The following is a 24288-nucleotide window of genomic DNA, read 5'->3' on the forward strand; positions in this document are numbered from 1 at the left end:
AAAGCATAGCAACGGCCTCAGGGTTTGCCGGAGTTCGACGCTTGCGTTCGTCCGCTTTCCCAACCGCCACCCAAGGCGAGGAACAAATTGATCTGACCCATGGCAACTTGCGTGTTCGCACTGGCCAGTTGCGCCGTGACGTCGGTGTAGGTGCGAGTCGCCTGCAGGTCTGCCAGAAACGACGCGCGGCCGGCCTGGAAGAAGCGGTGAGTCTGGTCGGCCGCCAGTTTCGCCGACTGCTCGGCATCCGCCAGGGCGTCACGGCGTTGCAGCAGTGCGGAGTACTGGGCCAGGCTGGTCTGGGTTTCGCGGATGGCGTTGAGCACAACGCCGTCGAAGTGCGCCAACACGCCTTGGGTCGTGGCTTCGGCCTCACGGATTCGTGCACGGGTGCCGTTGGACGGCACAGTCCAGGTCAGTGACGGCCCAAAACCCCAGCGATTGGTCGACGGCTCGCCGAGATTGTCGAGGATGCCGACGGTGCCGATGGTCGCGCCGATGCTGATGTTCGGGTACAGCTCGCCAGTGGCGACGCCGATGCCGGCGGTCGCGGCGGCCAGTCGACGCTCGGCTTGCCGCACGTCGGGACGACGCTTGAGCAACGCGGCGCCATCGCCCACAGGTATCAATTGCGCGATTTTCGGCAACTCGGCGCACGTCGCGGTGCCGGCCGGCAATTGATCCAGCGGTTTGGCCAGCAGCATCGACAAGCGGAACAATCCGGCCTGACGCGCCGCTTCATAGCGCGGCATGTCGGCGCGCAGGGATTTGAATTGGGTTTGCGAGCGAGTGACCTGGGTTTCGTCGCCACGGCCGGCGTCGCGCAAGCGCTGGATCAGCGTGGTGCTCTGTTCTTGCAAGTCGAGGGAGTGCTGGGCGATTTCCCGCTCTTCGTTGGCCGCACACACTTGGATGTAGGCGCGAACCACATCCGCCACCAGGGTGATACGGGCGGTATCGGCGGCGGCCTGGGTCGCATCGGCATTGGCCTTGGCCGCTTCGATACCGCGTTGCAGCGTGCCGAACAGGTCGAACTGGTAGGACGCGGAAATGCCGATATCACCGATGTTGGCCACCGGCACTTTTTCCGGCAGCAGAAACGCTTCGCCGGATTCCTGCAACCGCTGGGCGCCCATCTTCACACCGCCACTCCAGCCACCCGCCGCCTCGGCCTCGTCCACTTGCGCACGAGCCCGCAGCAGACTGGCCGCTGCCACGCGCAGGTCGGTATTGGACGCCATGGCTTGCTGGACCAATTGGTCGAGTCGCGGGTCCTGATACAGGCGCCACCAATCGGCAGGCACCGGCGCCGAAACCACCGGTTTGCCTCCGACCGCCAACTCGCCTTGCAAGTCTTCACGGTGGATGGCCGCCTCGTCCGGCAAGTGATAATCCGGCCCGACTGCCTGACACGCCGACAGCAACAGGCCTAATCCGGCGACGGCCAAACCCGAGGCTTTGTTCATTGCGCCGGCTCCCGGTTTTGATCGTCGATAATCGACACCGTGGCCGTACGCCCGGCAATCATGCGGAAATCGGCCGGGACGTCATCAAAAGCGATTCGCACCGGAATCCGCTGCGCCAGCCGCACCCAGCTGAACGCCGGGTTGACGTTGGGCAACAGGTTGCTGCCGCTGGTGCGGTCGCGGTCTTCGATACCGGCGACGATGCTTTCCACGTGGCCGCGCAGTCGCGCACGGTCGCCGACCACCCGAATGTCGACGCTTTGGCCAACGTGAATGCCGTCCAGTTTGGTTTCTTCGAAGTAGCCGTCGATGTGAAAGGAATTGCTGTCGACGACGGACAACACCGGCCGACCGGCACTGACGAATTCCTTGGCGCGCGGCGCGCGGTCGTTGACGTAGCCGTCCACCGGGCTGCGGATCACCGAGCGGTCGAGGTTGAGCTGAGCGCTGTCCACCGCCACCTGCGCTTCCATCAATGCCACTTGGGCACGGGCGACCTTGGACTGACTTTCTTCCAATTGTTCGCCTGGCACCAGATTGCCGAGACCCTTGTTGCGCTTGGCTTCGCGCTGGGCCTGGGCGAGGGTTTCTTCGCGGTCGGCAACCGCCGCTTTCGCCTGGCGTAGCGCCAGTTTGAAACGGTCCTGGTCGATGCTGAACAACACCTGGCCGCGCTTCACCAACTGGTTGTCGCGCACTTCAACTTGCTGGATCAGCCCGGAAACGTCCGGCGCGATCTGTACGATATCGGCACGAATGTGCCCGTCACGGGTCCAGGGCGCGAACATGTAATACATCACCATGCGCCAGACCACGACGACCGCGAAGGTCACGATCAACAGGGTCAGGACCACGCGACCGAGGGTTAAAAACGGTTTTTTCATGTCATCAGGTATCGACTGAGTGAGTCCACGGCGCCAAGCAGCAAGGCGTAGAGAGCCACGTTAAACAATGCCCGGTGCCAGACCAGACGGTAAAAGTGCAGGCGCGTCAGCACCCCGTGCACCAACAGGAACAACAGATACGTAATGCCCATCAGCACCAGCAGCGTGGGCAGGAACACCCCGCTGAGATCCAGATCACCGATCATAAAGGCGCTCCATCGATGCCATGGGGAAGCGGTTCTTCGAGTTCGGCGGAACCGACAAATTCGACGCCGGGCAACAGGGCCAGGCGCAAGCCACTCAAGGCGTGCAACAAGTGAAGGCGGGTTTCATCGTCACCCGCGCCACTCAGGGCACGGCGCGTGCGGTCGAGGGTCATCAGCAAAGCGCTCGGTGCCGGTAAGCGCTCGCCAGCCTTAAGACAGGTCTTGAAATACTCGCCGACCTCCGTCACCACTTGGCGCAGCAACATGTTCGGCTCACCGTGGATACGCGGCGCGTAGGCGAGCAGGTCCAACAGATTCAACGCCACCCGAACTTCCCGCAGGGCGATGCCGGTGTCCTGGCCAGTGATGGCCAGCCGTGGCAGATGCTGCATCAGCCGGTCGAGCATCTGCACGCCCAGGTGCCGATGATCGGCCAGGGTCGCAGGCTCAGTGAGGCTGACGATGTCGCGCCAACTGAAACGGGTCAGGCGCTTGGCTGCCAGTTCGGCACCGAACGGCCGGGCGATCAGGGTCCAGACAAAGGCGAACAACAAGCCGATCGGACCGGCCAGGTTGGAGTTGGCAAAACTGAGGAAGTCCGCGTCGTAGGCGCCCTGAATACTGATGAAGGACGACGTGTTGACCAGGGTCAGCAGCATCCCCAGGTAAAACTGCGGCTTGACCGTCAGGGTGCCGATGCAGATGAACGGTACCGCGAACGCCAGCACCAGCATCGGGAAGTCATGCAGATTGGGCAGCACCAGAAACAGGTAAAGGCTGGCCAACAACACCGACATCGCCGTCCAAAAGAAGAACCGATAAATCTGCGGCGCCGGGTCGTCCATCGAAGCGAAGAAACTGCACGATACCGCCGCCAGAATCACCGCAGCGCCGCCGTCAGTCCAGCCGAGCAGAATCCACAGCACCGAAGCGACGATGATGGCGGTGACGGTGGACGCCGCCGAATACAGCATCAAGCCACGATCCAGAAACGGTGACAGCCGACCCAGGCGCCAATGCCGATACACCGCGCGCCAAGACTCCTGGCTTTCGCACTGGATGGCGGCTTGCAGGCTGCGGCAGTCCTGCCACAAGTCGACCCATTCGGCGAGGCGATAGAGGGCATTGGAAAACAGCAACTGTTTGCGATCCTCCAGTGCTGGTGCGCTGGGCTGCATCGCTTCGAGTTGATCTTTAAGTGCCTGCCACCGATCAATGTCGGCGTCTTGATGCTGAAGCCATTCGGTGGCGGCGCTGAGCAGTGGCGCGAACTTGTCCACAAGCTCCGGCGTGCGCCGCTCAAGGGCATAGAGCGCGTCGTCGAGGGCATCGATCACCGTCAACAGGTGGATCATCCGCCCACGCAGCATCTTGGTGTTGCGCACCGTTTGCGGGCGAGCGCCTTCGTGAGGCAACTGGCCGATCATCAGTTCCAGGGTGTTGAAGTTCGCGACCATCGCCATGCGCAGTGTACTGACTTCATCCGGCTGCACGTTGCGGCTGAGGAAACGCAGGCTGTAGGTGGAGGCGTCGGCAAACCATTTACTTACCGAATCGTTGAACACCGGCGCCAGCCGCCGAGGCCAAAACATCGCTCCGACCACCGCCGCGACGGCTATGCCAAGGAAAATTTCTTCGGTACGCGCCTCGGCCACATCCCACACCGCCAACGGGTTATCCACCACCGGCAGGGCAATCAGCGGCAAGGTGTAACCGGCGAGCATCAACGCATAGTTGTTGGCCGTGCGCAGATGCAGGGAAAGAAACAGCAGAATGCCGGTCCACAATGCGATGACCAGTACCAACACGTAAGGGCTTTGGACAAACATCGGCACGAACATGACCGCAGCAGCTGCACCGATAAACGTACCGACTGCGCGGTACAACGCTTTGGAACTGGTAGGGCCAACGAATGGATTGGAGACGATATACACCGTGGCCATCGCCCAATACGGACGCGGCATTTGCATGAGCAACGCGATGTACAACGCGATCATCGAGGCCGCGAACGTACGCACACCGTAGAACCAGTCCCGCGCCGGGGGCATGCCGGAAAAAAAACCGTTCAAGGATAAATCGCCGGCAGATGGCTGGCCGATTCAAAGGCCTTCAACACGCGCAGCGTGGCTTCCAGATCACGCTGGTCGATGCCTTCAAGCACTTCATTGCGCAAGCGCACCAGTTCGACTTCGACGGCTTGCACCAGGGTTCGACCGGCGTCGGTCAGGCTCAGGCATTTGGCGCGACGGTCCTGTGCATCTTCGGTGCGACAGACATAACCGGAATGGCACAACTGATCGAGCAAACGCACCAGGGACGGACTCTCCATCCCCGCCGCCTGCGCCACCGTCACCTGCCGCACACCCTCGCCCAGGCGCCCGATCATCAACAACGGGACGGCACAGGCTTCGGAAATTCCATAGTTCACCAGCGTCGTCTGGCAGATCTTCCGCCAATGCCGGGCGGCTACAACCATGGAGCTGCTGATGTTCATCTGGAGAGCGTCGAGATCATTCGGCACGAGGAGAAACACACACTGTTAGTTTGCTAACTATCAATATGGCATTGGAAGGGATTTTTCGTCAAGTTTTGAAACAAATTGGTATGCGGCTTTTTCTAACCTCCGCGTCCCTTCCTCAACATCACATTCAACTGATCCACCACCTCTGCCCAATCGGCGTCATCCAGAATTTCAGTGCGCAGCAGATCCGCCTGGCTAGGGCTCCAGAAAAACGCATCCGCCAGATGCAGGTCCGGTTTGAGCGGCGAGTGGGTGGCGATGAATTTATCGATGCTCACGGCGTCGTCGGGCAGGCCGAGTTGTTTGAACAGTGAAGGGAGGCTGTGGGTTGGGTTTTCCATGTCTGGCTCCTTTGGAATGGATGAGTGACCGCTACGCGGTCAATCGCGAGCAGGCTCGCTGCCACAGGGTGAACACCTATCCCTGTGGGAGCGAGCCTGCCCGCGAAGACGGCAGCTTTGACGAAACAATCTCAATGACTCAACTCCCGCACCTGCGCATGCGGCACCATTTTCAGAAATTCCGTCATGTTCATGTGCACCAGGTTGATGTGATTGCCGGCTTCCAGGTAGATGTCTTTCTGCCGGGTCAGTAGCGGGTCGATGACCACGTCGAGCCCATAAGCCTCACCCAGGGCAGGTACGGCGCCGCGTTCACAATCATCAAACAGATGCGGCAGATGGCTTTCCCGGGAAACTTGCCATTCGCCGCTGGTGCGCACTTTGCTCAAGTCCAGGTGACGACTGGCGGGCAGCAAGGCCATCAGGTAATGACCATGGTGGTCGTCGAGGATGACCGATTTGGCCACCCGTTCGGCAGGAATGCCCGCGACCCGCGCCGTTTCGAGGCTGCTGGCCGAATGTGGGTGGGTGACGATGTCATATTCGCATTGAGCCCGGTCCAGGCTTCTCTGCACGGTTCTTGCCATACGCATGATGCACCTCGGTGTCCGCGACAGCCTCTGGCGGACGATGGTTGACGCTTTTTCACGTACTCAAAGTCTAGGCCCGCCGGGCTGATCCGGCGGGAAATCCGCCCATCGGACACATCGACAACTGAGCAAAATTCATACAACCCACCGCTCAACTAGACTGTATACAGAACCGCCCTGCGACTCTCCCGGAGGGTCACGTGAACACTCGTTGTTGCGCCATTGCATTGCTGCTGGCGTTGAGCGGATCCGCCTTCGCCGCGGACACCGCTGGACTGCCGACATCCGATCCGATTGGCCTGTGGCTGATCACCTTCGGCATCGCCTTCCTGATCGCCGAAGCGGCCCTGCCCAATTACGGTGTAATCGGCCTGGGCGGGATCGTGATGTTCGTGATCGGCGCAGTCATCCTGACCAATGCACAAATGCCCGTTCCATTGATGATTGGCCTGGGACTCATCAGCGCACTGCTGCTGATATTCCTGTTGATCCGCGCCCTGAAAACCCGACCCCGCCACACGGTCAGCGGTGATGCCGGGCTGCTCGGCAGCGTGACCCCGGTGCTGTCACTGCAGGTCGGCGACGCCTGTCACGGCTGGGTGCATTTGCAGGGCGAGCGCTGGCAAGTGTCGAGTGCCAAACCGCTGCTAATCGGGCAACGGGTGCGGGTGGTGGCGCGCAAGGGATTAGTGCTGGAAGTCGCCGCGACTGACGCGGTTCCGGTTGGAGAATGAACATGGGCCTGCAACTGGGTTTTGTCGCGCTGCTACTCCTGCTGATTGTCTTGGCGGGAGCGACTTTCCGCATCCTGCGCGAATACGAACGCGGGGTGGTGTTCCAGCTCGGACGCTTCTGGCAGGTCAAAGGCCCCGGTTTGATTCTGTTGATTCCGGTGGTCCAGCAAATGGTGCGCGTCGACTTGCGCACCGTGGTCCTCGACGTGCCGGCCCAGGACGTGATCACCCGCGATAACGTCTCGGTCAAGGTCAACGCCGTGCTGTACTTCCGCGTACTCGACCCGCAGAAAGCGATCATCCAGGTCGAAGACTTTCTCATGGCCACCAGCCAACTGGCGCAAACCACCTTGCGTGCGGTGCTTGGCAAGCACGAACTCGATGAACTGCTGGCCGAACGCGAACGTCTGAACATCGATATCCAGCAAGTTCTCGACGCCCAGACTGACGCCTGGGGCATCAAGGTGGCCAACGTCGAAATCAAGCACGTCGACCTCAATGAATCGATGATCCGTGCCATCGCCAAACAAGCCGAAGCGGAACGTGAACGCCGGGCCAAAGTGATTCATGCCGAGGGCGAATTGCAGGCCTCGGAAAAACTCATGCAAGCCGCCGAAATGCTCGGCCGCCAACCCGGCGCCATGCAGTTGCGATACATGCAAACGCTGAGTTCGATTGCCGGCGACAAGAGTTCGACGATTGTCTTTCCGCTGCCGATCGAATTGCTCAAGGGCATGGCGGATCTATCGTCGAAACCCTGAACGCAGACGCTTACTCCGTTTGCGCCGCCAACGGATACACCGACTCCCATCCGCCGCCGAGTGCCTTGTACAACCCGACCATCGCCAAAGACACTCCAGTCGAACTTTCGACCCATTGCTCCTGAGTCGCCAGCAGCGCGCCTTGCACGGTGAGCACGTTGACGAAATCCACCACGCCCTCAACGTATTGCTGTTGCGCGGTTTGCAAGGCGATCTGGTTCTGCCGCACGGCTTCGGCGAGGCTGTCGCGGCGTAGTTGGCTGGCGTTGTAGGCGCTCAGTTGATCGTCGATTTCATGCCAGGCGCCCAGCACGATTCGCTGATAGGCGATGGCTGCTTCCTGTTGCTGGGCTTCGCGCAAATTCAGCACGCCGCGCAAACGGCCGCCATCGAACAATGGCAGGCTGAATTGTGGGCCGATACCGAACGCGCGCGAGCCCCACGAACCGAAATCGCTCAGTTGCATGGCTTGCGAACCGATATTGCCCGACAGGGTAATCCGTGGATAGAAATCACCCTTGGCCACACCAATACTCGCGGTCGCCGCATGCAGGCGTGCTTCGGCCTCGCGGATGTCCGGGCGGCGCTCAGCCAGTTGAGACGGCAAACCGATGGCGACCTGACGCGGAGTTTGCGGCACTGGTGCATCGGTGGATAACTCCGCCGCCAGCGCATGGGGCGGTTCCCCCATCAACAGGCTCAAAGCGTTGATCAGTTGAGCCTGGCGCTGCTCCAGCGCTGGCAGGCGCGATTCGATGGCCGCGACTTGCGCGGCGGCTTCGGCGACATCCAGATCGGTAGCGACACCGTCTGCCAGGCGCAACTGCGACAATTTCAGGCTGTGGCGGGCGACGTCGAGGTTCTGCTCGGTGACGGCGCGGGTGTTTTGTACACCGCGAAGCTGAATATAGTCTTGGGCGGTTTCAGCGAGCACCGACAACAGCACGCCGCGACGGTCGTTTTCAGCGACTTCCAGAGTCGCGTCAGCCGCTTCGGTTTCGCGTCGCACGCGGCCCCAGAAATCCAGCTCCCAGGACGCGGAAAAGCCAGCATCCCAAAGGTTGAACGCGGAGTTGCCATTATTTCCCGACGGGTCCATCAAGCCATCGCCGCTGTTGCGTTTACGGGCGTAACCGCCCGTGGCGGCGGTGGTCGGATAGCGATCGGCGGTGATCACCTGGCGCACCGCTCGGCTTTGCTGCAAGCGGCTACTGGCGAGTTTCAGGTCGAGGTTGTCGGTCAGGGCGCGCTGGGTCAGGGCCGAGAGTTTCGGGTCGTTGAAAACCTCCCACCAGCGCTCGCTCATCGCTTCAGTGCTGGCTTGACTGGTCGCAGCCTTGGACGGTTTCGACCACTCGGCGACTTGTTGTGCTTCAGGTTTGTGAAAGTCCGGGCCAACGGTGCAAGCGCTCAATGCAACCAAACTCAACATGACCATTGCTGGCCACAGGGAGGTTTTTTTTGCGGGAAAACTCATCGTTGCGCAACCTCATGTTCGGTTCCGGCGCTTGCGGTATCAATCCTCGCCTCCACCGACATGCCCACCCGCAACCGCGCAGCCAACGGCTGGCCCGGTTCCAGCACAATCTTCACCGGAATCCGCTGCACCACCTTGGTGAAGTTGCCCGTCGCGTTATCCGGTTTGACGGAAGCAAAGGTCACGCCTGTGGCCGGTGCAATGCTCTCAACCCGCCCGTTCAGCTCGGCACCATCAAAGGTGTCGACGCGCACCGTCACGTCCTGCCCCGGATGCACATTCGTCAATTGGGTTTCCTGGAAATTGGCCACGACATAAGCCTGCGCCAGCGGCACCACGGCGAGCAATTTACTGCCCGGCGTGACGTAAGCCCCGACCCGTACCGCGCGCTCGCCAACCATGCCGTCCTGCGGCGCGACGATCCGTGTGTAGGACAGCTCGTAACTGGCGATTTCCAGCTTCGCCTGCGCCCGTTTGAGGCCACCTTCGGCACCGTCACGCTGGGCCGTGAGAATGTCCACCTGCTTGCGCTCCGCCGCCAGCACCGCGGTGACGTTGGCCAATCGCGCACTGGCCTGGTCGATGCGCGTGCGCGCCTGCTGAGCGTTCTGCACGGTACCGGCGCCGACGCCGGCCAAGTGGTTGTAGCGATTTAGTTCATGTTCGGCGAAGGCCATTTCAGCCTTGGCCGACACCACGCTTGCCTGCGCCTGAGCAATCACCGAAGCCTGCCGTTCAAGGGTCGCCCGAGCGTTTTGCAATTGCGCCTGGGCCACCAGCGTTTCGGCGGAAGCCGCTTCGGCGGCGGCGCGCAAATCGCGATCGTCGATCAGCGCCAGCAACTGTCCGGCCTTGACCTGCTGGTTGTCTTCAACCAGCACTTCCTTGATGAACCCGGCAACGCGCGGCACCACCAGCGTGTAGTCCGCCGAGACATAGGCGTCATTGGTGTTCTGTTGCGTGCGCTGACCGAACAGGCCGGGCCCCAGCAGATAAATAAACACGCCCACCGCGATCACGACGGCGACGCCCACGGCCACTTTTTGCTTTGCTTGAGTCGTCATAAAAACCTTCAGTTTCAGTGGAGCATTCAAGTCGGTGCGCGCGGCGGATAGATCCGCGTCGGCATCCAGAAGATCAGCAGGATCATCGCCACGGCGACGCCAGCCATGCTCAGATAGAGATCCGACGCGGTCAGCACCACCGCCTGTTCATGCAAGCGGTGAGCGAGACCTGCGCTGTCGGAATCGGCCAAAGGTGAGTTACCGAGGCGATCCACCAACATCGTCGAGTGAAAGTGCAACCGCGTGGTGGTCAGTGTTTCCAGCACGCCCGTGGCGATCACCGAGGCCAAGCCTTTCACGGTGTTGAACCACGACGACGCGAACGGCCCATCCATTGGCTGGATGCTGCCGGTGGACAGCATCAACAGCGGCAGCACCGCCATCGGTTGACCGAAGATTTGCAGCATTTGCAGAACGTAGAAATCATCGCGAATCCACGCCGACGTCAGCTGCGAACCACCGAGGCAGGACATCACCAACAGGCTCAGGCCGATCCCCAACACCCAGCGACAATCGACCCAGCGCAAGTTGCACAGTGCCGCCACCAATGGCAGCGCGATCAGTTGCGGCAGCGCCGCCAGCAGAGTGAGTGGCGCGGTCTGCACCGGGCGATAGCCCTGGACCTGCGCCAGGTAACTGGACGGAATAATGATCACCGCCAGCAACACCGACAGCACCCCGGCCAGGGTCAGCAATGCGAAAGACAGGTTGCGAATGCCGAGCATCTGCATCTTGAAAAACGGAATCGGTTGCGACCACTCGTTGATCAGGAACAGCACCAGCAACAACGATCCGACCACCAGCAAGGCGCAAATCAGGTTCGACTCGAACCAGTCCAGCCGATTGCCCTGCAGAATGCCGATCACCAGCATGCAGATCGCTGGAAATCCCAACAGCAAACCGCGCCAGTTGAACTGCTTGAAACGCTCCAGACGCAACGGGTCCTGCGGGATACCGTAAGCCACGGCGACCATGGCGATCAGGCACGGCGCGACGACTTGCCAGAAGGTCCACTGCCAGCCGACATATTCGGTCCACAATCCGGCCAGCGGCGTACCCAGCCCTGGGCCGAAAGTAGCGGTCAGGGTATAGCCGGCCAGCCCATAGAGTTTCACGTTGGCCGGCAAAAAACGCAGGGCGACGGTCATCAGCATCGGCGGCAGTGCGCCGCCGGCGAGCCCTTGCAAGGTGCGCAGGACCAACAGGCTTTCATAGTTCGGGGCCAGCGGGCACAGCACGCCCAGCAGCGTGAACGCGCTGATGGCGCAGAGAGTGAAACGCCGTAGCGAAAACGTCACCGAGCACCACGGCGCGAAAGCCATGGCGGCCACCGAGGTTGCGGTGTAACTGGCGACCAGCCAGGTGCCTTCGTCATAGCCGATAGCCAACGCACCCCGGATATCGGCCAGGGCGACTTTGGTCACCATTTCGTTCAGGCCCGACACCAGCACCGCCAGCAACACGCCCACCAGGCCGATGATGATCCGCGGGCCGAAGACCGGTGGCGCCGCGGCCGCCGGACTGGCCGCAGCGACAGGGGCCGTGACCGTGAGGGAAGTCATTGCTGCAAGCTCCGGGATTTGAAGACCGAAGCATTCTATTGAGCGCGAGGCCTGACGAAAATTTACTTATCAGCAGGTTATAAGTGCGCCTGGTGCAGCAATCGATTTTGTAGGAGCGGGCTTGCCAGCGATTGCAGGCGACTCAATGCAACAGACCGAACGCCATCGCCGGCAAGCCGGCTCCTACGGAGGCTGCGATTTTTTGATCTTCATACCGGCTGAGCTGCCAGCCACGTCTCGTCACAGCAGGTTTTCAGCGTTTCGCGCAGCCAGCGATGGGCAGGATCGTTATCGAATCGAGGATGCCAGGCCTGAGTCAGCATAATCGTCGGCAACGGGATCGGCAGGGTGAACGAGCGCAACTTCAAACCCAGGCGACGCACACTCAATAGCGTTTCCTTGGGCACCGGGAGGATCAGGTCGGAATCGGGCAAGGCAAACATGGCGGCGTGGAAACTCGGTGCAATCACCGCTACCCGCCGTTCCAGTCCAAGCGCGTTAAGCGCCGTATCGATCGGCCCGCGGGCGATGCCGCGACGGGACATGCTGATATGGGAAAACCCGGCAAAACGCTCGGCGGTTATTTCTTCATCGAGCAACGGATGGTCTTCGCGCACCAGTCCGACAAACTGGGTGGAAAACAGGTTCTGCACCTTTACTTCCGGCATCAGCGGTCGATTGTTGCTGACGCTCAGATCGATGCGGCCCTCGCGCAAGGCTTCGTCATCGCCATCGCCTTCGGGCACGAAGCGCAATTCACAATGCGGGGCCTGACGTTCCATGGTGTCGAAGAGCTTGCCACCGTAGATGCCGACGAAGAAATCATTGGCGCGAATGCTGAAACGCCGGCGCAAACAGCTCAGGTCCACGACCCGGGCCGAGTGAAACAATTGCGCGGCTTGCTCCACCACTTCCCGCACCTGCTCGCGCAGCTCCAGCGCCTTGGGTGTGGGCACCAACCCTCGGCCGGCACGCACCAAAATCGGATCGCCAATGGCCTCGCGAATGCGCGTCAGCGTCCGGCTCATCGCCGCCGGGCTGAGGTTCATCCGCCGCGCCGCCCCCACCACACTGCCCTCATCAAGCAACGCGTCGAGGGCGACCAAGAGGTTCATGTCCGGCAGTTGCATGGCGAGCACTCGTGTCTGATCAGGATTGATTCAGACGCAATGCTAGCAGATCAAAAGATCAGCGTTGCATGCCCCACCGCTTCACCGTCACCCGCTCCAATGAATCAAATACCAGGTTCTCCACCAGCAACCCGATCAGAATCACCACCGCCAACCCGGCAAACACCTTGTCGGTGTACAGCTCATTGCGATTCTGGAAGATGTACCAACCCAGGCCACCTTTGCCGCTGGTCGCACCAAACACTAATTCAGCGGCGATCAGCGTGCGCCAGGCAAACGCCCAGCCGATTTTCAGACCGGCAAGAATCGACGGCAGCGCCGCCGGAATCAGGATGAACAGCACGAAGCGCATACCCTTGAGGCCATAGTTTCGCCCGGCCATGCGCAAGGTTTCCGAAACGCCGAGAAACCCGGCGTAGGTGTTCAACGCCAAAGCCCAAAGCACCGAATGCACCAGCACGAAAATCAAACTGTTCTGCCTCAGCCCAAACCACAGCAGCGCCAGCGGCAACAGCGCAATCGCCGGCAGCGGGTTGAACATTGAGGTCAGCGTGCTCAGCAGATCTCGACCGAACTGCGTCGACACCGCCAACGTGGTCAGGGCAAACGCCAGGACGATGCCGATCAGGTAACCCTTGATCAGCACCACCAGGGAAATCCACACCTTGCCCAACAACTCGCCGCTGAGCAGGCCGTCATACAACGCATGTGCGGTTTGCATGAAACTCGGCAGCAGAAGGTCGTTGTTTGTATAGCGCGAAGCGGCTTCCCACAGTACCGCGAGCAATATCAGGATCAGGCTTTTACGAATCCAGCCCTGTTGCCACAGGCGCTGCCCCAGCGGCAGTTCGCGTTCCAGCGGCACGCTGGTCAGCGGTTGCAAAACGGTTTCGAATTCTTCACGCGGGGATGATAAATGGCTCATCGGGCCCTCCTCTCAAACTGGCTCAATAAGCGATGCGGATATCGGCGAAATCCAGCTCGCGCTCAGTTTCCGGCGACTGGCCTTCATCAAACAACAACCGATGGATACGCCGCGCCGATTCCTGGAACGCTACGCCACCGAGGCTGTGCAAGTCGTATTGGTGGCTGTGGACTTCCGCCCGTACCCGCCCGGGATGCGGCGACAGCAACAGGATCCGATTGCCGACCACCAGCGCTTCTTCAATGGAGTGGGTGACGAACAACAACGTGAAGCGCACCTCTTCCCAGAGCAGCAGCAGTTCTTCCTGCATCTTGCGACGGGTCAGTGCGTCGAGAGCGGCGAAGGGCTCGTCCATGAGCAGGATTTTCGGCTGCATCGCCAGCGCTCGAGCGATCGCAACACGCGCTTTCATGCCGCCCGACAGCGTATGCGGATAAGCATCGGCAAACGCCGCCAGGCCTACCTTTTCCAGGTATTGCAGCGCTCGCTCTTCCGCCTCTTTGCGCTTGAGGGTTTTCGACGCCAGCAGTGGAAACATCACGTTCTGTTTGACGGTTTTCCACGGCGGCAGTTGATCGAACTCCTGGAACACCACAATCCGGTCCGGCCCCGGCGCATCGACGCGCTGACCTTGCAGGCGGATCTCGCCTTCGACGGGCTGGATGAATCCGGCGGCAGCCTTGAGCAAGGTCGACTTGCCGCAACCGGACGGGCCGAGCAGGACGAAGCGGTCCGCCGGATCGATTTCAAAGCTGACTTGGTGGGTGGCTCGCACCACACGCTGCGGTGTGCGGTATTCGAGACTGACATTGTCGACCGACAGCAGCGCTTGGGTTGCCGTGGCCGGTTTGCTGACCGTGTGGCCTTGCAAAGGAGCGTTCATTTCAATCAGCTCCCTTGCAGCGGCTTGGCGTCCTGGAAGAAATAATCCTTCCACGAATCCGGTTTGTTTTTGATCGCGCCCACGCGGTAGAGGAACTCGGCCAGCGGATAGGTATTTTTTGGTGTCACGCTAAATTCGAACTGCGGGTTGTCGATGATTTTCAGCAACGCCGCGCGGTCGATTTTGGCCTTGGTGACGCGGATGTAAGTGTCCGCCGCCGCGCCTTTATCGTTCTGCGCAAACTGCGCGGCTTCGGTCAACGCATCGATGAAGGCTTTGTAGGTTTTCGGATTTTCATCGCGGAATTTCTCGGTGGCAAACAGCACCGTCGGCGAGTTCGGGCCGAGCACGTCATAGGAATTGAGCACGACGTGAACGTTGGGGTTTTCCAGCGCCTGATCCTGGAACGGCGGGTTGGAGAAGTGCCCGGTCAGTTCGGTACCGCCAGCGATCAGCGCCGCCGTGGCATCGGGATGCGGAACGGCAATGGTGTACTTGTCGAGGCGATTGAATTCCTTGTCGCCCCACTGCTTGGCGGCGGCGTATTGAAGGAAGCGCGACTGCACCGACACACCCACCGCCGGCACCGCGATGCGGTCCTTCTCGGTGAAGTCGGCGATGGTTTTGACCTTCGGATTGTTGCTCACCAGGTAGTACGGGAAGTTACCCAGGGAAGCGACGGCCTTGACGTTCTGCTTGCCGTGGGTGCGATCCCAGATGGTCAGCAGCGGGCCGACGCCGGCCCCGGCGATGTCGATAGACCCGGAGAGCAACGCATCGTTGACCGCCGCGCCGCCAGATAGCTGGGTCCAGTCGACTTTGATGTCGATGCCTTCCTGCTTGCCGTACTTCTCGATCAGGTTCTGATCGCGCACCACGTTGAGCAACAAGTAAACAATGCCGAACTGTTCGGCGATGCGGATTTCACCTTCGGCGTGTGCCACAGTCGGCGCTACGAGGCTGCCGGCAATCAGGCTGAAAACCAGGCCGATGGCCGCGGCCAGCGGTGCAAAGGGAAGACGTTTGGACATGATCAATCTCCGACAAATCAGAATGGCGCGTCGCCCTGGATGGTGGTGCGATACAACTTGCGGCGCAGATGGCTTGGGCATCCGGCGGCGAGGTGGATCAGCGAACGGTTGTCCCAGAACACCAGGTCATGGGGCTGCCACTGATGGCGGTAGATGTTTTGCGGCAACACGCTATGGGCGTAGAGTTCGTCGAGCAGTTGCTTGCTCTCGTCTTCCGGCAATCCGACGATGCGAGTGGTAAAGCCCTCGCTGACGAACAATGCCTTGCGGCCGTTTTCCGGGTGGGTTCGCACAACGGGGTGAATGACTTCGGCGACTTGCGCCAGTTGTTCCGGCGTCAGGGTCGGGCGCCAGTTGCCTTCGAATTTGGTCTCGCTGTAGCGCGCCGTGTAGGAATGCGCCGCCGAGCGACCTTCGACGGCTTTACGCAATGCCTCGGGCAAGTTGTCCCAGGCTTTGTGCATGTCGGCGAACAGGGTGTCGCCGCCTTCGGATGGCAGTTCCTGGGCGTGCAGCATCGAGCCCAGGCTTGGCAGTTCTTTGTAGGAAAGATCGGAATGCCAGAATTTGCCGGCGTCGCCGAGGCCGATGGATTGGCCGTTTTCAATGATGTTGGAAACAATGAGAATTTCCGGATGCCCGGTCAGCAGGAACTGCTTGAGCACATGGATCTGCAGCACGCCAAAACGGCGGCTGAAATCGATCTGCTGTTCGGGGGTAATGCGTTGGTCGCGGAATACCACCACGTGATAATCCAGGTGCGCACGATGAATGCGCGCAAAATCCTGATCATTGATCGGGCGGGACAAATCGAGGCCGACGATTTCGGCACCCACCGCGCCGCTGAACGGGCGGATTTCAAAAAATTGTGGTGCGATGCTTGGCGATGTTGAAGCTGCGGACATAAATCACTCCCACGCACGGCACGCTCAAAGGCGCGCGCGTCGATCAGAAACTCACGGATGTCGTGTTGGTTCGTGTCGTGCGGCGCGCCGATTGGTCGGCAGGTACGCAGGGATTAACTTTATAGGTATAAGAACGCGAATTTAAATACCGTTAGCGAATAACCATATGGCTTATTTCACCTATGCTGCTGACAGCATGACGCTGTCCACTTTTGAGGGATGTTTATGTTCTACGTGCAACGCAACACAGACGGCCAACTGATGCGCGTGGAAGCCGAAGCCTACGCCGAATCCACGGAAACGCTGCCGGCCGACCACCCTGACCTTCAGGAATGGTTTGCCAGCGAAGTCATGTCCACGAGCCACAAGCAACTGCAGCAAATCAAACAGCTCAAGCAACTGCGCCAGAGCGACCTGGAGATGATCCGGGTACTCGACGACTTGATCGAAGTGCTGATCAGCAAAGGCGTGATTCGCGTCACCGACTTGCCAGCGCCCGCGCAGGCCAAACTCATGGACCGCAGCCAGGCCCGGGAAGCGTTGGGCGGGTTGAGTCATTTGGTTGATGATGATGAGGAAGGGTTTATCTGAGTCTACGGCTCGTCAGCGCCTGCACTGACGCTATCGCGAGCAGGCTCGCTCCCACAGGGTTTTGTGTTGCGCACAAATCCTGTGGGCCCCACCGATCAAACTGAGGGAGCGAGCCCGCTTGCGATGGCGCCATCACAAATGACTCAAATCCAGTCGCCTACGCCCAAGGCTTCGGCTCACCCACCAACCGCCCCTGAACCCCGTACACACCCATCTCGCGAATCACCGCCAACTCGCCTTCCGTCTCGACCCGCTCGGCAATCAGCGGCAAATCGATGCTGTGGGCCGCTCGCTGAATGGCTTCGATGAACAAGCGTTTGTCCCCTTCCTGATCGATCGCACGGATGTAACTGCCATCGATTTTCAGGTACGCCAACCCGAGCCGCGACAGGTTGCCGATCATGCTGAAGCGTCCGCCAAAGCGTTGCAGGCTCAGCGAGAACCCGAGCTCACGCAAACGTCGAGTCAGCTGTTCGAGTTGCGCTTGCTCGGGCAATTGTTCTTCGCCGATTTCCAGGGTCAGACGCGGCCCAAGATTGGAATGCGCACGCAGCGTGTCGAAAACCGCATTCAACGCCAGCGGATCGCCCAGGGTTGCCGACGACAGGTTCAGCGCCAGCGATTCCTCGTGGCCTTCCATCTGCTCCAACACCAGCTCCAGCATCAGCCGATCCAGGCGCGCCGCCCAGCCGAACCGCTCCAGCCACGGCAGGAAGTGTCCGGCTGGAATGCTTTGGCCCTGATCGTCGATCAGGCGTGAAAGCACTTTGTAGTGCAGCACCAGTTGCGTGTCCTGACTCGCCACGACCGGTTGGAAAAACAAATGGAAGCGCCGTTGATTCAGCGCCTGATCGAGCAGATTGTGCCAGGCATGATGATCGTCGCCGACACGGTCCAGGGCGCTTTGATCGAGGCAAACCCAGTTCGAATCCACCTGGCCTTCAGCCTGCGCCAAGGCCTGATCCGCCAGCCCGAGCACCGCTTGTGGCGCGTCACCATGAACATAGGGCGCCAGCCCGATGGCTGCTACCGAGGGAACGTCGGTGGCACCGGTCGCGTGCAGGCTGGCCAGGCGGTTGTCGAGTTGCTGCGCCAGTTGCAACGCTTCCTCGCGCACCAACCCTGGCGCCAGCACGGCGAATTCACCGCCACGAATGCGTGTGACCAGGTTCAGGGTTTCCGGGAATTTGGCGCACTCGCGGGACAACTGCTCGCCGACCGCACGAAGCAACGCATCAGTGCGCTGTCCGCCCAGACGCTGATTGAGACCGGCCAGATCCTTGACCCGCAACAACAGCAAATAACCTGAACTGGCCTGTTCGGGGTTGCTCACCCGTGTGTTCAATTGCATTTCGAAATAACGTCGGTTGGCCAGCCCGGTCAGGTTGTCCTGATAGGACTCGACCCGCAGCTTTTCACTGCGTTCGGCCTGCTCCTGAAACAGCGCCTTGAGCTTTTCGACCATCTGGTTCATGGCCTGCACCACACGACGCAATTCAGGCGTGCGCGGCAGCTCAGGCAGGCTGAGAAACTCACGGCGGGCAATGGCATGGGACTGCTGGACCATGTAATCCAGCGGCTTCAATTGCCGGCGCAGCAACAGTGCGCCCAAGATCGCGCTGACCACGCCGCAGATCAGCAACCACGCCAGGCTACCCAAGGCGCTCTGCCACAACTTGGCCAACGCGAACATCGGGTGACTCACCACTTCAACCCGCGCGGCCTGCTCCCAGCCACGGCTGACAATTGCATCGCCACCGGCCGGCTCCAGGCCGATCAACTTGACGAACCACTCAGGCACGTTGGTATCGGCGGGGATGCCGCTGCGTTCGACCAGTGTCTTGTCGTTGGACAGGTCCACCACCCGAATTTTCGCGTAATAGCCGCTGTCGAAAATCGAACTGACCAGCAGTTCGGTCATCGCCGGGTCGTCGATGTTCGGTGTCAAGGACAGCGCCAACGCCGTCGCCGCGTCCTGGGCGTGAGAGCGCAACTGGTTGACGTACTGGGTGCGCGAACTCTCCAGGCTGACCATGAAGCTGCCGGTGAAGGCGATGATCAGAAACAGACAGATAGCGATCAACAGTTGTTTGAACAAAGACATCTAAGGGCGCGCTCCTAATTAATCGACTCGACCGGGAAACCTTCGGCCTGCATTTTCTTCAGCACATCCTGCCAACGGGACAAACGCTTGGTGTCACCGACTTTCTGATTGCCCTTGGCACCCGGTAACCACATCCCTTCGGCATTGAAAGAGTAGACCGGTAGCAGATCCGTTCGTTGGTTAGCCGGTTTGATGGTGTCGACCAGGCTATCGAGCACCAACGGTATGGCGTCCGGGGTCGAGTAGTAGGTCAACACCATGTGCGCGCGATTCTGGCGCAAGGCCTTGACGTACGTAATCCGCAACTTGTCGCTGGAAACGCCGAGATGCCGCAGGCTGAAATACTTGGCGATCGCGTAATCTTCACAGTCGCCGGCACCTTTCCACAGGGCTTCGATAGGGGTTTCCCAATAATCGACCTGGCGCCAGAGATCCTGGTCTTCGACATAACGCACCTGACTGTTGAAGAACCGATTGACCACGTTGAGCTGCTCCAGCTCGCCGATCTGCTTCTGGGTCGACAACAAGCGTTGCCAATCATCAATACGCTGCTGCCCTTCGCCCAAAGGCCCGTACAATGCCTGCGCCCTGCGGCTGATCAGGGAAAAATCCCAATCAGCATGCAAGCCGCCCAGCATCACGCTGGCCAACAGCAATGCGCCACACAGCCAGCGCGAAATCCGGGGGATCAGGAAACGTACCGCCAATGCGAGGCATCCAAGGTAGGTAAGGTGAAAGTCGGTTGATGGTGTAGGTTAGCTCAGTAAAAAACAATGGCACGGTGCGATCATTGATGACGCGCTAAACTGAGAGAAAGGCTTTCCGCTGGGTGTTTGACAACCCCGCAGTCAGTCACTAGGGTCTGTTGGATCCAAAAAATAATTCAGCCTATCAGGGTGCGTAGTAGTGCCACAAAAGCCCAGTCCCCTCAGCAGTATCAAGGTCAACGGGCCGATTCCCGCTCATTTGGCACGCTCGGTGATCGAGGAAACCTTGCGCTCAGCCATTCTCGACGGACGCATTCCCTGCGGTACTGCCGTGCGCCAGCAAGACCTGGCTGACTTGTTCGGCGTCAGCCGCATGCCCGTGCGCGAGGCCTTGCGCCAGCTCGAAGCCCAGGCATTGCTCAACGTGGTTGCCCATAAAGGCGCGGTGGTCGCGCCACTGGTGCAGGGCGATGCCGTGGAAACCTACGCCTTGCGGATCCTGCTTGAATCCGAAGCGCTGCGGCTGTCTGTCCCTTTGCTTGAGCAGTCGGATATCGATCGGGCGGCCCGCTACATCGACGAACTGGAAACGGAGCAAGACTACACCCAGATTGGCCGGCTTAATCGCCTCTTCCATATGTCGCTCTACAACAAGGCGCGCAACCACAGGCTGCTGAAGCTGATAGAAGACGGTTTGAACGAAGAAGAGCGCTTCCTGCGCTTCAACCTGGAAGCCATGGGACTGGGCAAATTGTCCCAGGAAGATCACCGGGCACTGTTACGGGCTGCCGAGGAACGGGACGTCGAAGGCTCGGTGAAACTACTCGAACACCACCTTAATCGCGGGGTCGAGGTCATTACGCGCTACCTCGCGAGCCCTGAAGCCCAGAGCAGAAAAACCTTCAGGTAAAATCATCGGCCTGTGGCGAGGGAGGCTTCTCCCGCTGCACCCTTGAAAGCAAACAATTCGCTACAAATTTTCATCCCCTGAATCCTCCCCAGTCCCCACGCCTCGGTGATAGCGGCTGCCTTGAATTACGCTCACTCTTAGGTCGAAACCTACGGAAGGAGCCTTGCCACGGGAACGGAAGAATCGGCGTCACCCCGTCCAACTTCCACCCCTTCCAATCACCTCAAAGATCCCACCTAGAAAGTTGCTTCGAGTGAGGCATTCACTCTTCTCAGAGATACATTCGATATCGGTGTTGCAACGCTTCATGGAAACCCATGTATTTGCGGTGTGGGATTTCATGTCCCTGACCAAACGCCTGCAACAGGAAGGCGTTAGTTACGACGTGGCGCTGCGAAGCGTGGATGTCGTCGCGGCAGCGGCGCAGTTCGTACGCCATACCCTGCAGACGTCTCGACATTCTGCTCGTTGGACGGAGCCAGGCCCTGACTGATCTGACGCTGGAACTTGAACAACACGGTCATTCACTGACACGGGTGGCCGCGCACGAAGCGCTGACATTGGCGAGTGCAGACCTGCTGATCGACGATGCAGGTGCTGATTCTCGATGATGATTTTCAGCCTGTGATCGAGCAAACCGTCGGTGAGTTGTACATCGTCGGGCCGGGCGTGTGCCTGGGTTACCTGAATAATCCACAGCAAACCGCTGAACGTTACTTGACCTTGAACATGCCCGACGGCGAATACTTGCGCGCTTACCGCACCGGTGACATGGCGAAGTCCTCGAACGCGCACGTCAGCGCGGTGTACAGGTCAATCTCTATCGCCCCGGCAACATCAGTTTCAATAGCTTCACCGGAGTGTGCCAGCCGCACAAAAATCGTTTGATGCTGATGCTCAAGGGTTCGATCCAGCTCTGCCTGGTCCCGGAACTCGCGCTCAATTTCGACTTGATGCCGGTAGATTTCCTGGCCCGTTTTATCGCCTTCCATACCAGCCGTTATCAGCCGGACCAAGCGGTGTTCAACCTGGGAAACCTACGTCGCGTCCTTTCGCGAAACCCGCCGGGAATTTTCCATGGCCAGCATCGCTGCCTGGCAACAGCAATTGGGCCGGGTCGACAGCGACAACGCGCTGTTCGGCGTGCTGGGTTTCTACCTCAACGGCTTCGAAGAGGACATCGGCGATATCTCGATGATTGGCCACGCCAACGCCTTGGCCAACGTTCGACAGATGGGTGCGCGCTACCCGGAAAAATCCCCGCAACACGCTGGGCGTGGCGAATCTGTGGGCGGCGATGCAAGTGCATCACGTTGATTCAGGCAGGTCTGTTGCCACTTGGAGCATCATCGCCGAACCGGCACGGGGCGATGACGAAGCGCTACCGGGGTTTAAGGATTTCGTTCAGGACTTCGCCGATGAGGCAATGAGCAATGTGCGTAAGTTGTTTGCGTAGGCATCGAGTTAACCCCTATCGGGTAAACTCGCGCCCATAAAAAAGCCAGTCACTGAATACAGTGACTGGCTTTTTACGTGTACGGAATTTGGCATCCGCAGAACGACAAAACCCCTGTCAGCTTTCGCAGACAGGGGTTTCGGAATTCAATCTTGACGATGACCTACTCTCACATGGGGAAACCCCACACTACCATCGGCGATGCATCGTTTCACTTCTGAGTTCGGGATGGGATCAGGTGGTTCCAATGCTCTATGGTCGTCAAGAAATTCTGTTTGCCGGACCGTCTGTAGCGACGTGCCAGCGAATTCTTGATGCTTCTACTCTAAAGACAAAACCCCAACTGCTTTCGCAATTGGGGTTTCGGAATTTAATCTTGACGATGACCTACTCTCACATGGGGAAACCCCACACTACCATCGGCGATGCATCGTTTCACTGCTGAGTTCGGGATGGGATCAGGTGGTTCCAATGCTCTATGGTCGTCAAGAAATTCGGGTACTGAGTCGTGACCAAATGGCCTCGCTTCAGCAAATTGGGTATGTGACAGCGGTCGGTATTTTGTAAGCGTCGAACTTTCGGTTCGTTTCGTCTTCACACACCGCAATCTGGTCTCGTTCGTCATTTCAACGAGGAGGATCAAATTGCTTGGGTGTTATATGGTCAAGCCTCACGGGCAATTAGTATTGGTTAGCTCAACGCCTCACAGCGCTTACACACCCAACCTATCAACGTCGTAGTCTTCGACGGCCCTTCAGGGGACTCAAGGTCCCAGTGAGATCTCATCTTGAGGCTAGTTTCCCGCTTAGATGCTTTCAGCGGTTATCTATTCCGAACATAGCTACCCGGCAATGCCACTGGCGTGACAACCGGAACACCAGAGGTTCGTCCACTCCGGTCCTCTCGTACTAGGAGCAGCCCCTCTCAAATCTCAAACGTCCACGGCAGATAGGGACCGAACTGTCTCACGACGTTCTAAACCCAGCTCGCGTACCACTTTAAATGGCGAACAGCCATACCCTTGGGACCGGCTTCAGCCCCAGGATGTGATGAGCCGACATCGAGGTGCCAAACACCGCCGTCGATATGAACTCTTGGGCGGTATCAGCCTGTTATCCCCGGAGTACCTTTTATCCGTTGAGCGATGGCCCTTCCATACAGAACCACCGGATCACTAAGACCTACTTTCGTACCTGCTCGACGTGTCTGTCTCGCAGTCAAGCGCGCTTTTGCCTTTATACTCTACGACCGATTTCCGACCGGTCTGAGCGCACCTTCGTACTCCTCCGTTACTCTTTAGGAGGAGACCGCCCCAGTCAAACTACCCACCATACACTGTCCTCGATCCGGATAACGGACCTGAGTTAGAACCTCAAAGTTGCCAGGGTGGTATTTCAAGGATGGCTCCACGCGAACTGGCGTCCACGCTTCAAAGCCTCCCACCTATCCTACACAAGCAAATTCAAAGTCCAGTGCAAAGCTATAGTAAAGGTTCACGGGGTCTTTCCGTCTAGCCGCGGATACACTGCATCTTCACAGCGATTTCAATTTCACTGAGTCTCGGGTGGAGACAGCGCCGCCATCGTTACGCCATTCGTGCAGGTCGGAACTTACCCGACAAGGAATTTCGCTACCTTAGGACCGTTATAGTTACGGCCGCCGTTTACCGGGGCTTCGATCAAGAGCTTCGCGTTAGCTAACCCCATCAATTAACCTTCCGGCACCGGGCAGGCGTCACACCCTATACGTCCACTTTCGTGTTTGCAGAGTGCTGTGTTTTTAATAAACAGTCGCAGCGGCCTGGTATCTTCGACCGGCGTGGGCTTACGCAGTAAATGCTTCACCCTCACCGGCGCACCTTCTCCCGAAGTTACGGTGCCATTTTGCCTAGTTCCTTCACCCGAGTTCTCTCAAGCGCCTTGGTATTCTCTACCCAACCACCTGTGTCGGTTTGGGGTACGGTTCCTGGTTACCTGAAGCTTAGAAGCTTTTCTTGGAAGCATGGCATCAACCACTTCGTCACCCAAAGGGTAACTCGTC

Annotated in this window: 22 protein-coding genes, 3 rRNA genes and 3 pseudogenes (1 of these 28 only partly in view); 8 read left to right on the forward strand and 20 right to left on the reverse strand. The window is 59.3% G+C overall.

What is annotated here, in order from left to right; genetic code table 11:
- Positions 1 to 17 precede the first annotated feature (17 nt).
- The 7 genes from ABVN21_RS22575 to ABVN21_RS22605 all read right to left on the reverse strand — a co-directional run bounded on the left by ABVN21_RS22575 (position 18) and on the right by ABVN21_RS22605 (position 6011).
- Positions 18 to 1466, reverse strand: a complete 1449-nt coding sequence (locus ABVN21_RS22575; protein WP_339553678.1) for a TolC family protein — start codon at positions 1464 to 1466, stop codon at positions 18 to 20.
- A complete protein-coding gene (locus tag ABVN21_RS22580) occupies positions 1463 to 2350 on the reverse strand; it encodes an HlyD family secretion protein (RefSeq protein WP_339553679.1) in 888 nt (295 codons plus the stop codon). The genes ABVN21_RS22575 and ABVN21_RS22580 overlap by 4 nt, the downstream gene beginning before the upstream one ends.
- Positions 2347 to 2556 (reverse strand): DUF1656 domain-containing protein, encoded by a 210-nt coding sequence (locus ABVN21_RS22585; RefSeq protein ID WP_339553680.1) that lies wholly within the window; start codon positions 2554 to 2556, stop codon positions 2347 to 2349. Before ABVN21_RS22585 ends, ABVN21_RS22580 begins: the two co-directional genes overlap by 4 nt.
- Positions 2553 to 4625: an FUSC family protein gene (locus ABVN21_RS22590; RefSeq protein ID WP_339553681.1), complete on the reverse strand. Its 2073-nt coding sequence runs from the start codon at positions 4623 to 4625 to the stop codon at positions 2553 to 2555. Before ABVN21_RS22590 ends, ABVN21_RS22585 begins: the two co-directional genes overlap by 4 nt.
- A complete protein-coding gene (locus tag ABVN21_RS22595; protein ID WP_339553682.1) occupies positions 4622 to 5050 on the reverse strand; it encodes a MarR family transcriptional regulator in 429 nt (142 codons plus the stop codon). The genes ABVN21_RS22590 and ABVN21_RS22595 overlap by 4 nt, the downstream gene beginning before the upstream one ends.
- Before the next feature lie 122 nt (positions 5051 to 5172).
- Positions 5173 to 5418: a DUF2789 domain-containing protein gene (locus ABVN21_RS22600; RefSeq protein WP_339553683.1), complete on the reverse strand. Its 246-nt coding sequence runs from the start codon at positions 5416 to 5418 to the stop codon at positions 5173 to 5175.
- A 131-nt stretch (positions 5419 to 5549) separates the two neighbouring features.
- Complete coding sequence (locus ABVN21_RS22605) at positions 5550 to 6011, reverse strand: YbaK/EbsC family protein (RefSeq protein WP_339553684.1); 462 nt, start codon at positions 6009 to 6011, stop codon at positions 5550 to 5552.
- Positions 6012 to 6208: 197 nt separating this feature from the next.
- Between ABVN21_RS22605 and ABVN21_RS22610 the strand changes: the two genes are divergently transcribed.
- Both ABVN21_RS22610 and ABVN21_RS22615 read left to right on the forward strand, forming a co-directional pair.
- Positions 6209 to 6742 (forward strand): NfeD family protein, encoded by a 534-nt coding sequence (locus ABVN21_RS22610; RefSeq protein ID WP_339553685.1) that lies wholly within the window; start codon positions 6209 to 6211, stop codon positions 6740 to 6742.
- A gap of 2 nt (positions 6743 to 6744) precedes the next feature.
- A complete protein-coding gene (locus ABVN21_RS22615; RefSeq protein WP_339553686.1) occupies positions 6745 to 7503 on the forward strand; it encodes a slipin family protein in 759 nt (252 codons plus the stop codon).
- Positions 7504 to 7513: 10 nt separating this feature from the next.
- Here ABVN21_RS22615 and ABVN21_RS22620 read toward each other — a convergent pair whose 3' ends face one another.
- From ABVN21_RS22620 to ABVN21_RS22655, 8 genes are all read right to left on the reverse strand, one after another.
- Entirely contained in the window at positions 7514 to 8980 is a 1467-nt protein-coding gene (locus ABVN21_RS22620) for an efflux transporter outer membrane subunit (protein ID WP_339553687.1), read from the reverse strand.
- Entirely contained in the window at positions 8977 to 10044 is a 1068-nt protein-coding gene (locus tag ABVN21_RS22625; protein WP_339553688.1) for an HlyD family secretion protein, read from the reverse strand. Before ABVN21_RS22625 ends, ABVN21_RS22620 begins: the two co-directional genes overlap by 4 nt.
- Before the next feature lie 26 nt (positions 10045 to 10070).
- Positions 10071 to 11606, reverse strand: coding sequence for an MFS transporter (locus ABVN21_RS22630; protein ID WP_339553689.1), 1536 nt, complete (start codon positions 11604 to 11606; stop codon positions 10071 to 10073).
- Between the two features lie 209 nt (positions 11607 to 11815).
- Positions 11816 to 12736, reverse strand: coding sequence for a LysR family transcriptional regulator (locus ABVN21_RS22635; protein WP_339553690.1), 921 nt, complete (start codon positions 12734 to 12736; stop codon positions 11816 to 11818).
- 58 nt (positions 12737 to 12794) lie between these two features.
- On the reverse strand, positions 12795 to 13661 hold the full coding sequence (locus ABVN21_RS22640) for an ABC transporter permease (RefSeq protein WP_339553691.1): 867 nt from the start codon (positions 13659 to 13661) through the stop codon (positions 12795 to 12797).
- A gap of 22 nt (positions 13662 to 13683) precedes the next feature.
- Positions 13684 to 14544 (reverse strand): ABC transporter ATP-binding protein, encoded by an 861-nt coding sequence (locus ABVN21_RS22645; protein WP_339553692.1) that lies wholly within the window; start codon positions 14542 to 14544, stop codon positions 13684 to 13686.
- A gap of 5 nt (positions 14545 to 14549) precedes the next feature.
- The gene (locus ABVN21_RS22650) at positions 14550 to 15575 is read right to left on the reverse strand and encodes an ABC transporter substrate-binding protein (protein ID WP_339553693.1); all 1026 of its coding nucleotides are present in this window, start codon (positions 15573 to 15575) and stop codon (positions 14550 to 14552) included.
- Positions 15576 to 15592: 17 nt separating this feature from the next.
- Entirely contained in the window at positions 15593 to 16480 is an 888-nt protein-coding gene (locus ABVN21_RS22655) for a TauD/TfdA family dioxygenase (protein WP_339553694.1), read from the reverse strand.
- Positions 16481 to 16705: 225 nt separating this feature from the next.
- Here ABVN21_RS22655 and ABVN21_RS22660 point away from each other — a divergent pair, with 225 nt between their 5' ends.
- Entirely contained in the window at positions 16706 to 17071 is a 366-nt protein-coding gene (locus tag ABVN21_RS22660) for a tryptophan synthase subunit beta (RefSeq protein ID WP_339553695.1), read from the forward strand.
- Between the two features lie 157 nt (positions 17072 to 17228).
- Here the strand turns inward: ABVN21_RS22660 and lapD are convergent, their stop codons facing one another.
- Positions 17229 to 19175 (reverse strand): cyclic di-GMP receptor LapD, encoded by a 1947-nt coding sequence (gene lapD, locus ABVN21_RS22665; RefSeq protein ID WP_339553696.1) that lies wholly within the window; start codon positions 19173 to 19175, stop codon positions 17229 to 17231.
- 14 nt (positions 19176 to 19189) lie between these two features.
- Complete coding sequence (gene lapG, locus ABVN21_RS22670; RefSeq protein WP_339553697.1) at positions 19190 to 19882, reverse strand: cysteine protease LapG; 693 nt, start codon at positions 19880 to 19882, stop codon at positions 19190 to 19192.
- A gap of 199 nt (positions 19883 to 20081) precedes the next feature.
- Between lapG and ABVN21_RS22675 the strand changes: the two genes are divergently transcribed.
- From ABVN21_RS22675 to ABVN21_RS22695, 5 genes and pseudogenes are all read left to right on the forward strand, one after another.
- Entirely contained in the window at positions 20082 to 20792 is a 711-nt protein-coding gene (locus tag ABVN21_RS22675; RefSeq protein ID WP_339553698.1) for a GntR family transcriptional regulator, read from the forward strand.
- Between the two features lie 217 nt (positions 20793 to 21009).
- Positions 21010 to 21255 (forward strand): annotated as a pseudogene (locus tag ABVN21_RS22680) (DUF3050 domain-containing protein); the annotation flags it as partial.
- A 125-nt stretch (positions 21256 to 21380) separates the two neighbouring features.
- On the forward strand, positions 21381 to 21680 hold the full coding sequence (locus ABVN21_RS22685; RefSeq protein WP_339553699.1) for a hypothetical protein: 300 nt from the start codon (positions 21381 to 21383) through the stop codon (positions 21678 to 21680).
- A pseudogene (locus ABVN21_RS22690) lies at positions 21566 to 22055 on the forward strand (SDR family oxidoreductase); the annotation flags it as partial. The gene ABVN21_RS22685 and the pseudogene ABVN21_RS22690, both read left to right, overlap by 115 nt.
- Before the next feature lies 1 nt (position 22056).
- Positions 22057 to 22248: pseudogene (locus ABVN21_RS22695) on the forward strand (SRPBCC family protein); the annotation flags it as partial.
- Between the two features lie 150 nt (positions 22249 to 22398).
- Here the strand turns inward: ABVN21_RS22695 and rrf (ABVN21_RS22700) are convergent.
- The 3 genes from rrf (ABVN21_RS22700) to ABVN21_RS22710 form a co-directional block, all read right to left on the reverse strand.
- Positions 22399 to 22514: ribosomal RNA gene (rrf, locus tag ABVN21_RS22700) — 5S ribosomal RNA — on the reverse strand.
- Positions 22515 to 22622: 108 nt separating this feature from the next.
- Positions 22623 to 22738 (reverse strand): 5S ribosomal RNA (gene rrf / locus ABVN21_RS22705).
- 169 nt (positions 22739 to 22907) lie between these two features.
- Positions 22908 to 24288, reverse strand: a 23S ribosomal RNA gene (locus ABVN21_RS22710) (it continues 1511 nt past the right edge of the window).

The sequence above is a fragment of the Pseudomonas sp. MYb327 genome (genome assembly GCF_040438925.1).
Classification (GTDB): Bacteria; Pseudomonadota; Gammaproteobacteria; order Pseudomonadales; family Pseudomonadaceae; genus Aquipseudomonas.

Excerpts from the sequence above, each read along its gene's own strand:
- ABVN21_RS22575 (WP_339553678.1), bottom strand. The coding sequence starts at position 1,466 with ATGAACAAAGCCTCGGGTTTGGCCGTCGCCGGATTAGGCCTGTTGCTG.
- ABVN21_RS22580 (WP_339553679.1), bottom strand. The coding sequence starts at position 2,350 with ATGAAAAAACCGTTTTTAACCCTCGGTCGCGTGGTCCTGACCCTGTTG.
- ABVN21_RS22585 (WP_339553680.1), bottom strand. The coding sequence starts at position 2,556 with ATGATCGGTGATCTGGATCTCAGCGGGGTGTTCCTGCCCACGCTGCTG.
- ABVN21_RS22595 (WP_339553682.1), bottom strand. The coding sequence starts at position 5,050 with ATGAACATCAGCAGCTCCATGGTTGTAGCCGCCCGGCATTGGCGGAAG.
- ABVN21_RS22600 (WP_339553683.1), bottom strand. The coding sequence starts at position 5,418 with ATGGAAAACCCAACCCACAGCCTCCCTTCACTGTTCAAACAACTCGGC.
- ABVN21_RS22605 (WP_339553684.1), bottom strand. The coding sequence starts at position 6,011 with ATGCGTATGGCAAGAACCGTGCAGAGAAGCCTGGACCGGGCTCAATGC.
- ABVN21_RS22615 (WP_339553686.1), top strand. The coding sequence starts at position 6,745 with ATGGGCCTGCAACTGGGTTTTGTCGCGCTGCTACTCCTGCTGATTGTC.
- ABVN21_RS22620 (WP_339553687.1), bottom strand. The coding sequence starts at position 8,980 with ATGAGTTTTCCCGCAAAAAAAACCTCCCTGTGGCCAGCAATGGTCATG.
- ABVN21_RS22625 (WP_339553688.1), bottom strand. The coding sequence starts at position 10,044 with ATGACGACTCAAGCAAAGCAAAAAGTGGCCGTGGGCGTCGCCGTCGTG.
- ABVN21_RS22630 (WP_339553689.1), bottom strand. The coding sequence starts at position 11,606 with ATGACTTCCCTCACGGTCACGGCCCCTGTCGCTGCGGCCAGTCCGGCG.
- ABVN21_RS22635 (WP_339553690.1), bottom strand. The coding sequence starts at position 12,736 with ATGCAACTGCCGGACATGAACCTCTTGGTCGCCCTCGACGCGTTGCTT.
- ABVN21_RS22640 (WP_339553691.1), bottom strand. The coding sequence starts at position 13,661 with ATGAGCCATTTATCATCCCCGCGTGAAGAATTCGAAACCGTTTTGCAA.
- ABVN21_RS22645 (WP_339553692.1), bottom strand. The coding sequence starts at position 14,544 with ATGAACGCTCCTTTGCAAGGCCACACGGTCAGCAAACCGGCCACGGCA.
- ABVN21_RS22650 (WP_339553693.1), bottom strand. The coding sequence starts at position 15,575 with ATGTCCAAACGTCTTCCCTTTGCACCGCTGGCCGCGGCCATCGGCCTG.
- ABVN21_RS22655 (WP_339553694.1), bottom strand. The coding sequence starts at position 16,480 with ATGTCCGCAGCTTCAACATCGCCAAGCATCGCACCACAATTTTTTGAA.
- ABVN21_RS22660 (WP_339553695.1), top strand. The coding sequence starts at position 16,706 with ATGTTCTACGTGCAACGCAACACAGACGGCCAACTGATGCGCGTGGAA.
- lapD (WP_339553696.1), bottom strand. The coding sequence starts at position 19,175 with ATGTCTTTGTTCAAACAACTGTTGATCGCTATCTGTCTGTTTCTGATC.
- ABVN21_RS22685 (WP_339553699.1), top strand. The coding sequence starts at position 21,381 with ATGCAGGTGCTGATTCTCGATGATGATTTTCAGCCTGTGATCGAGCAA.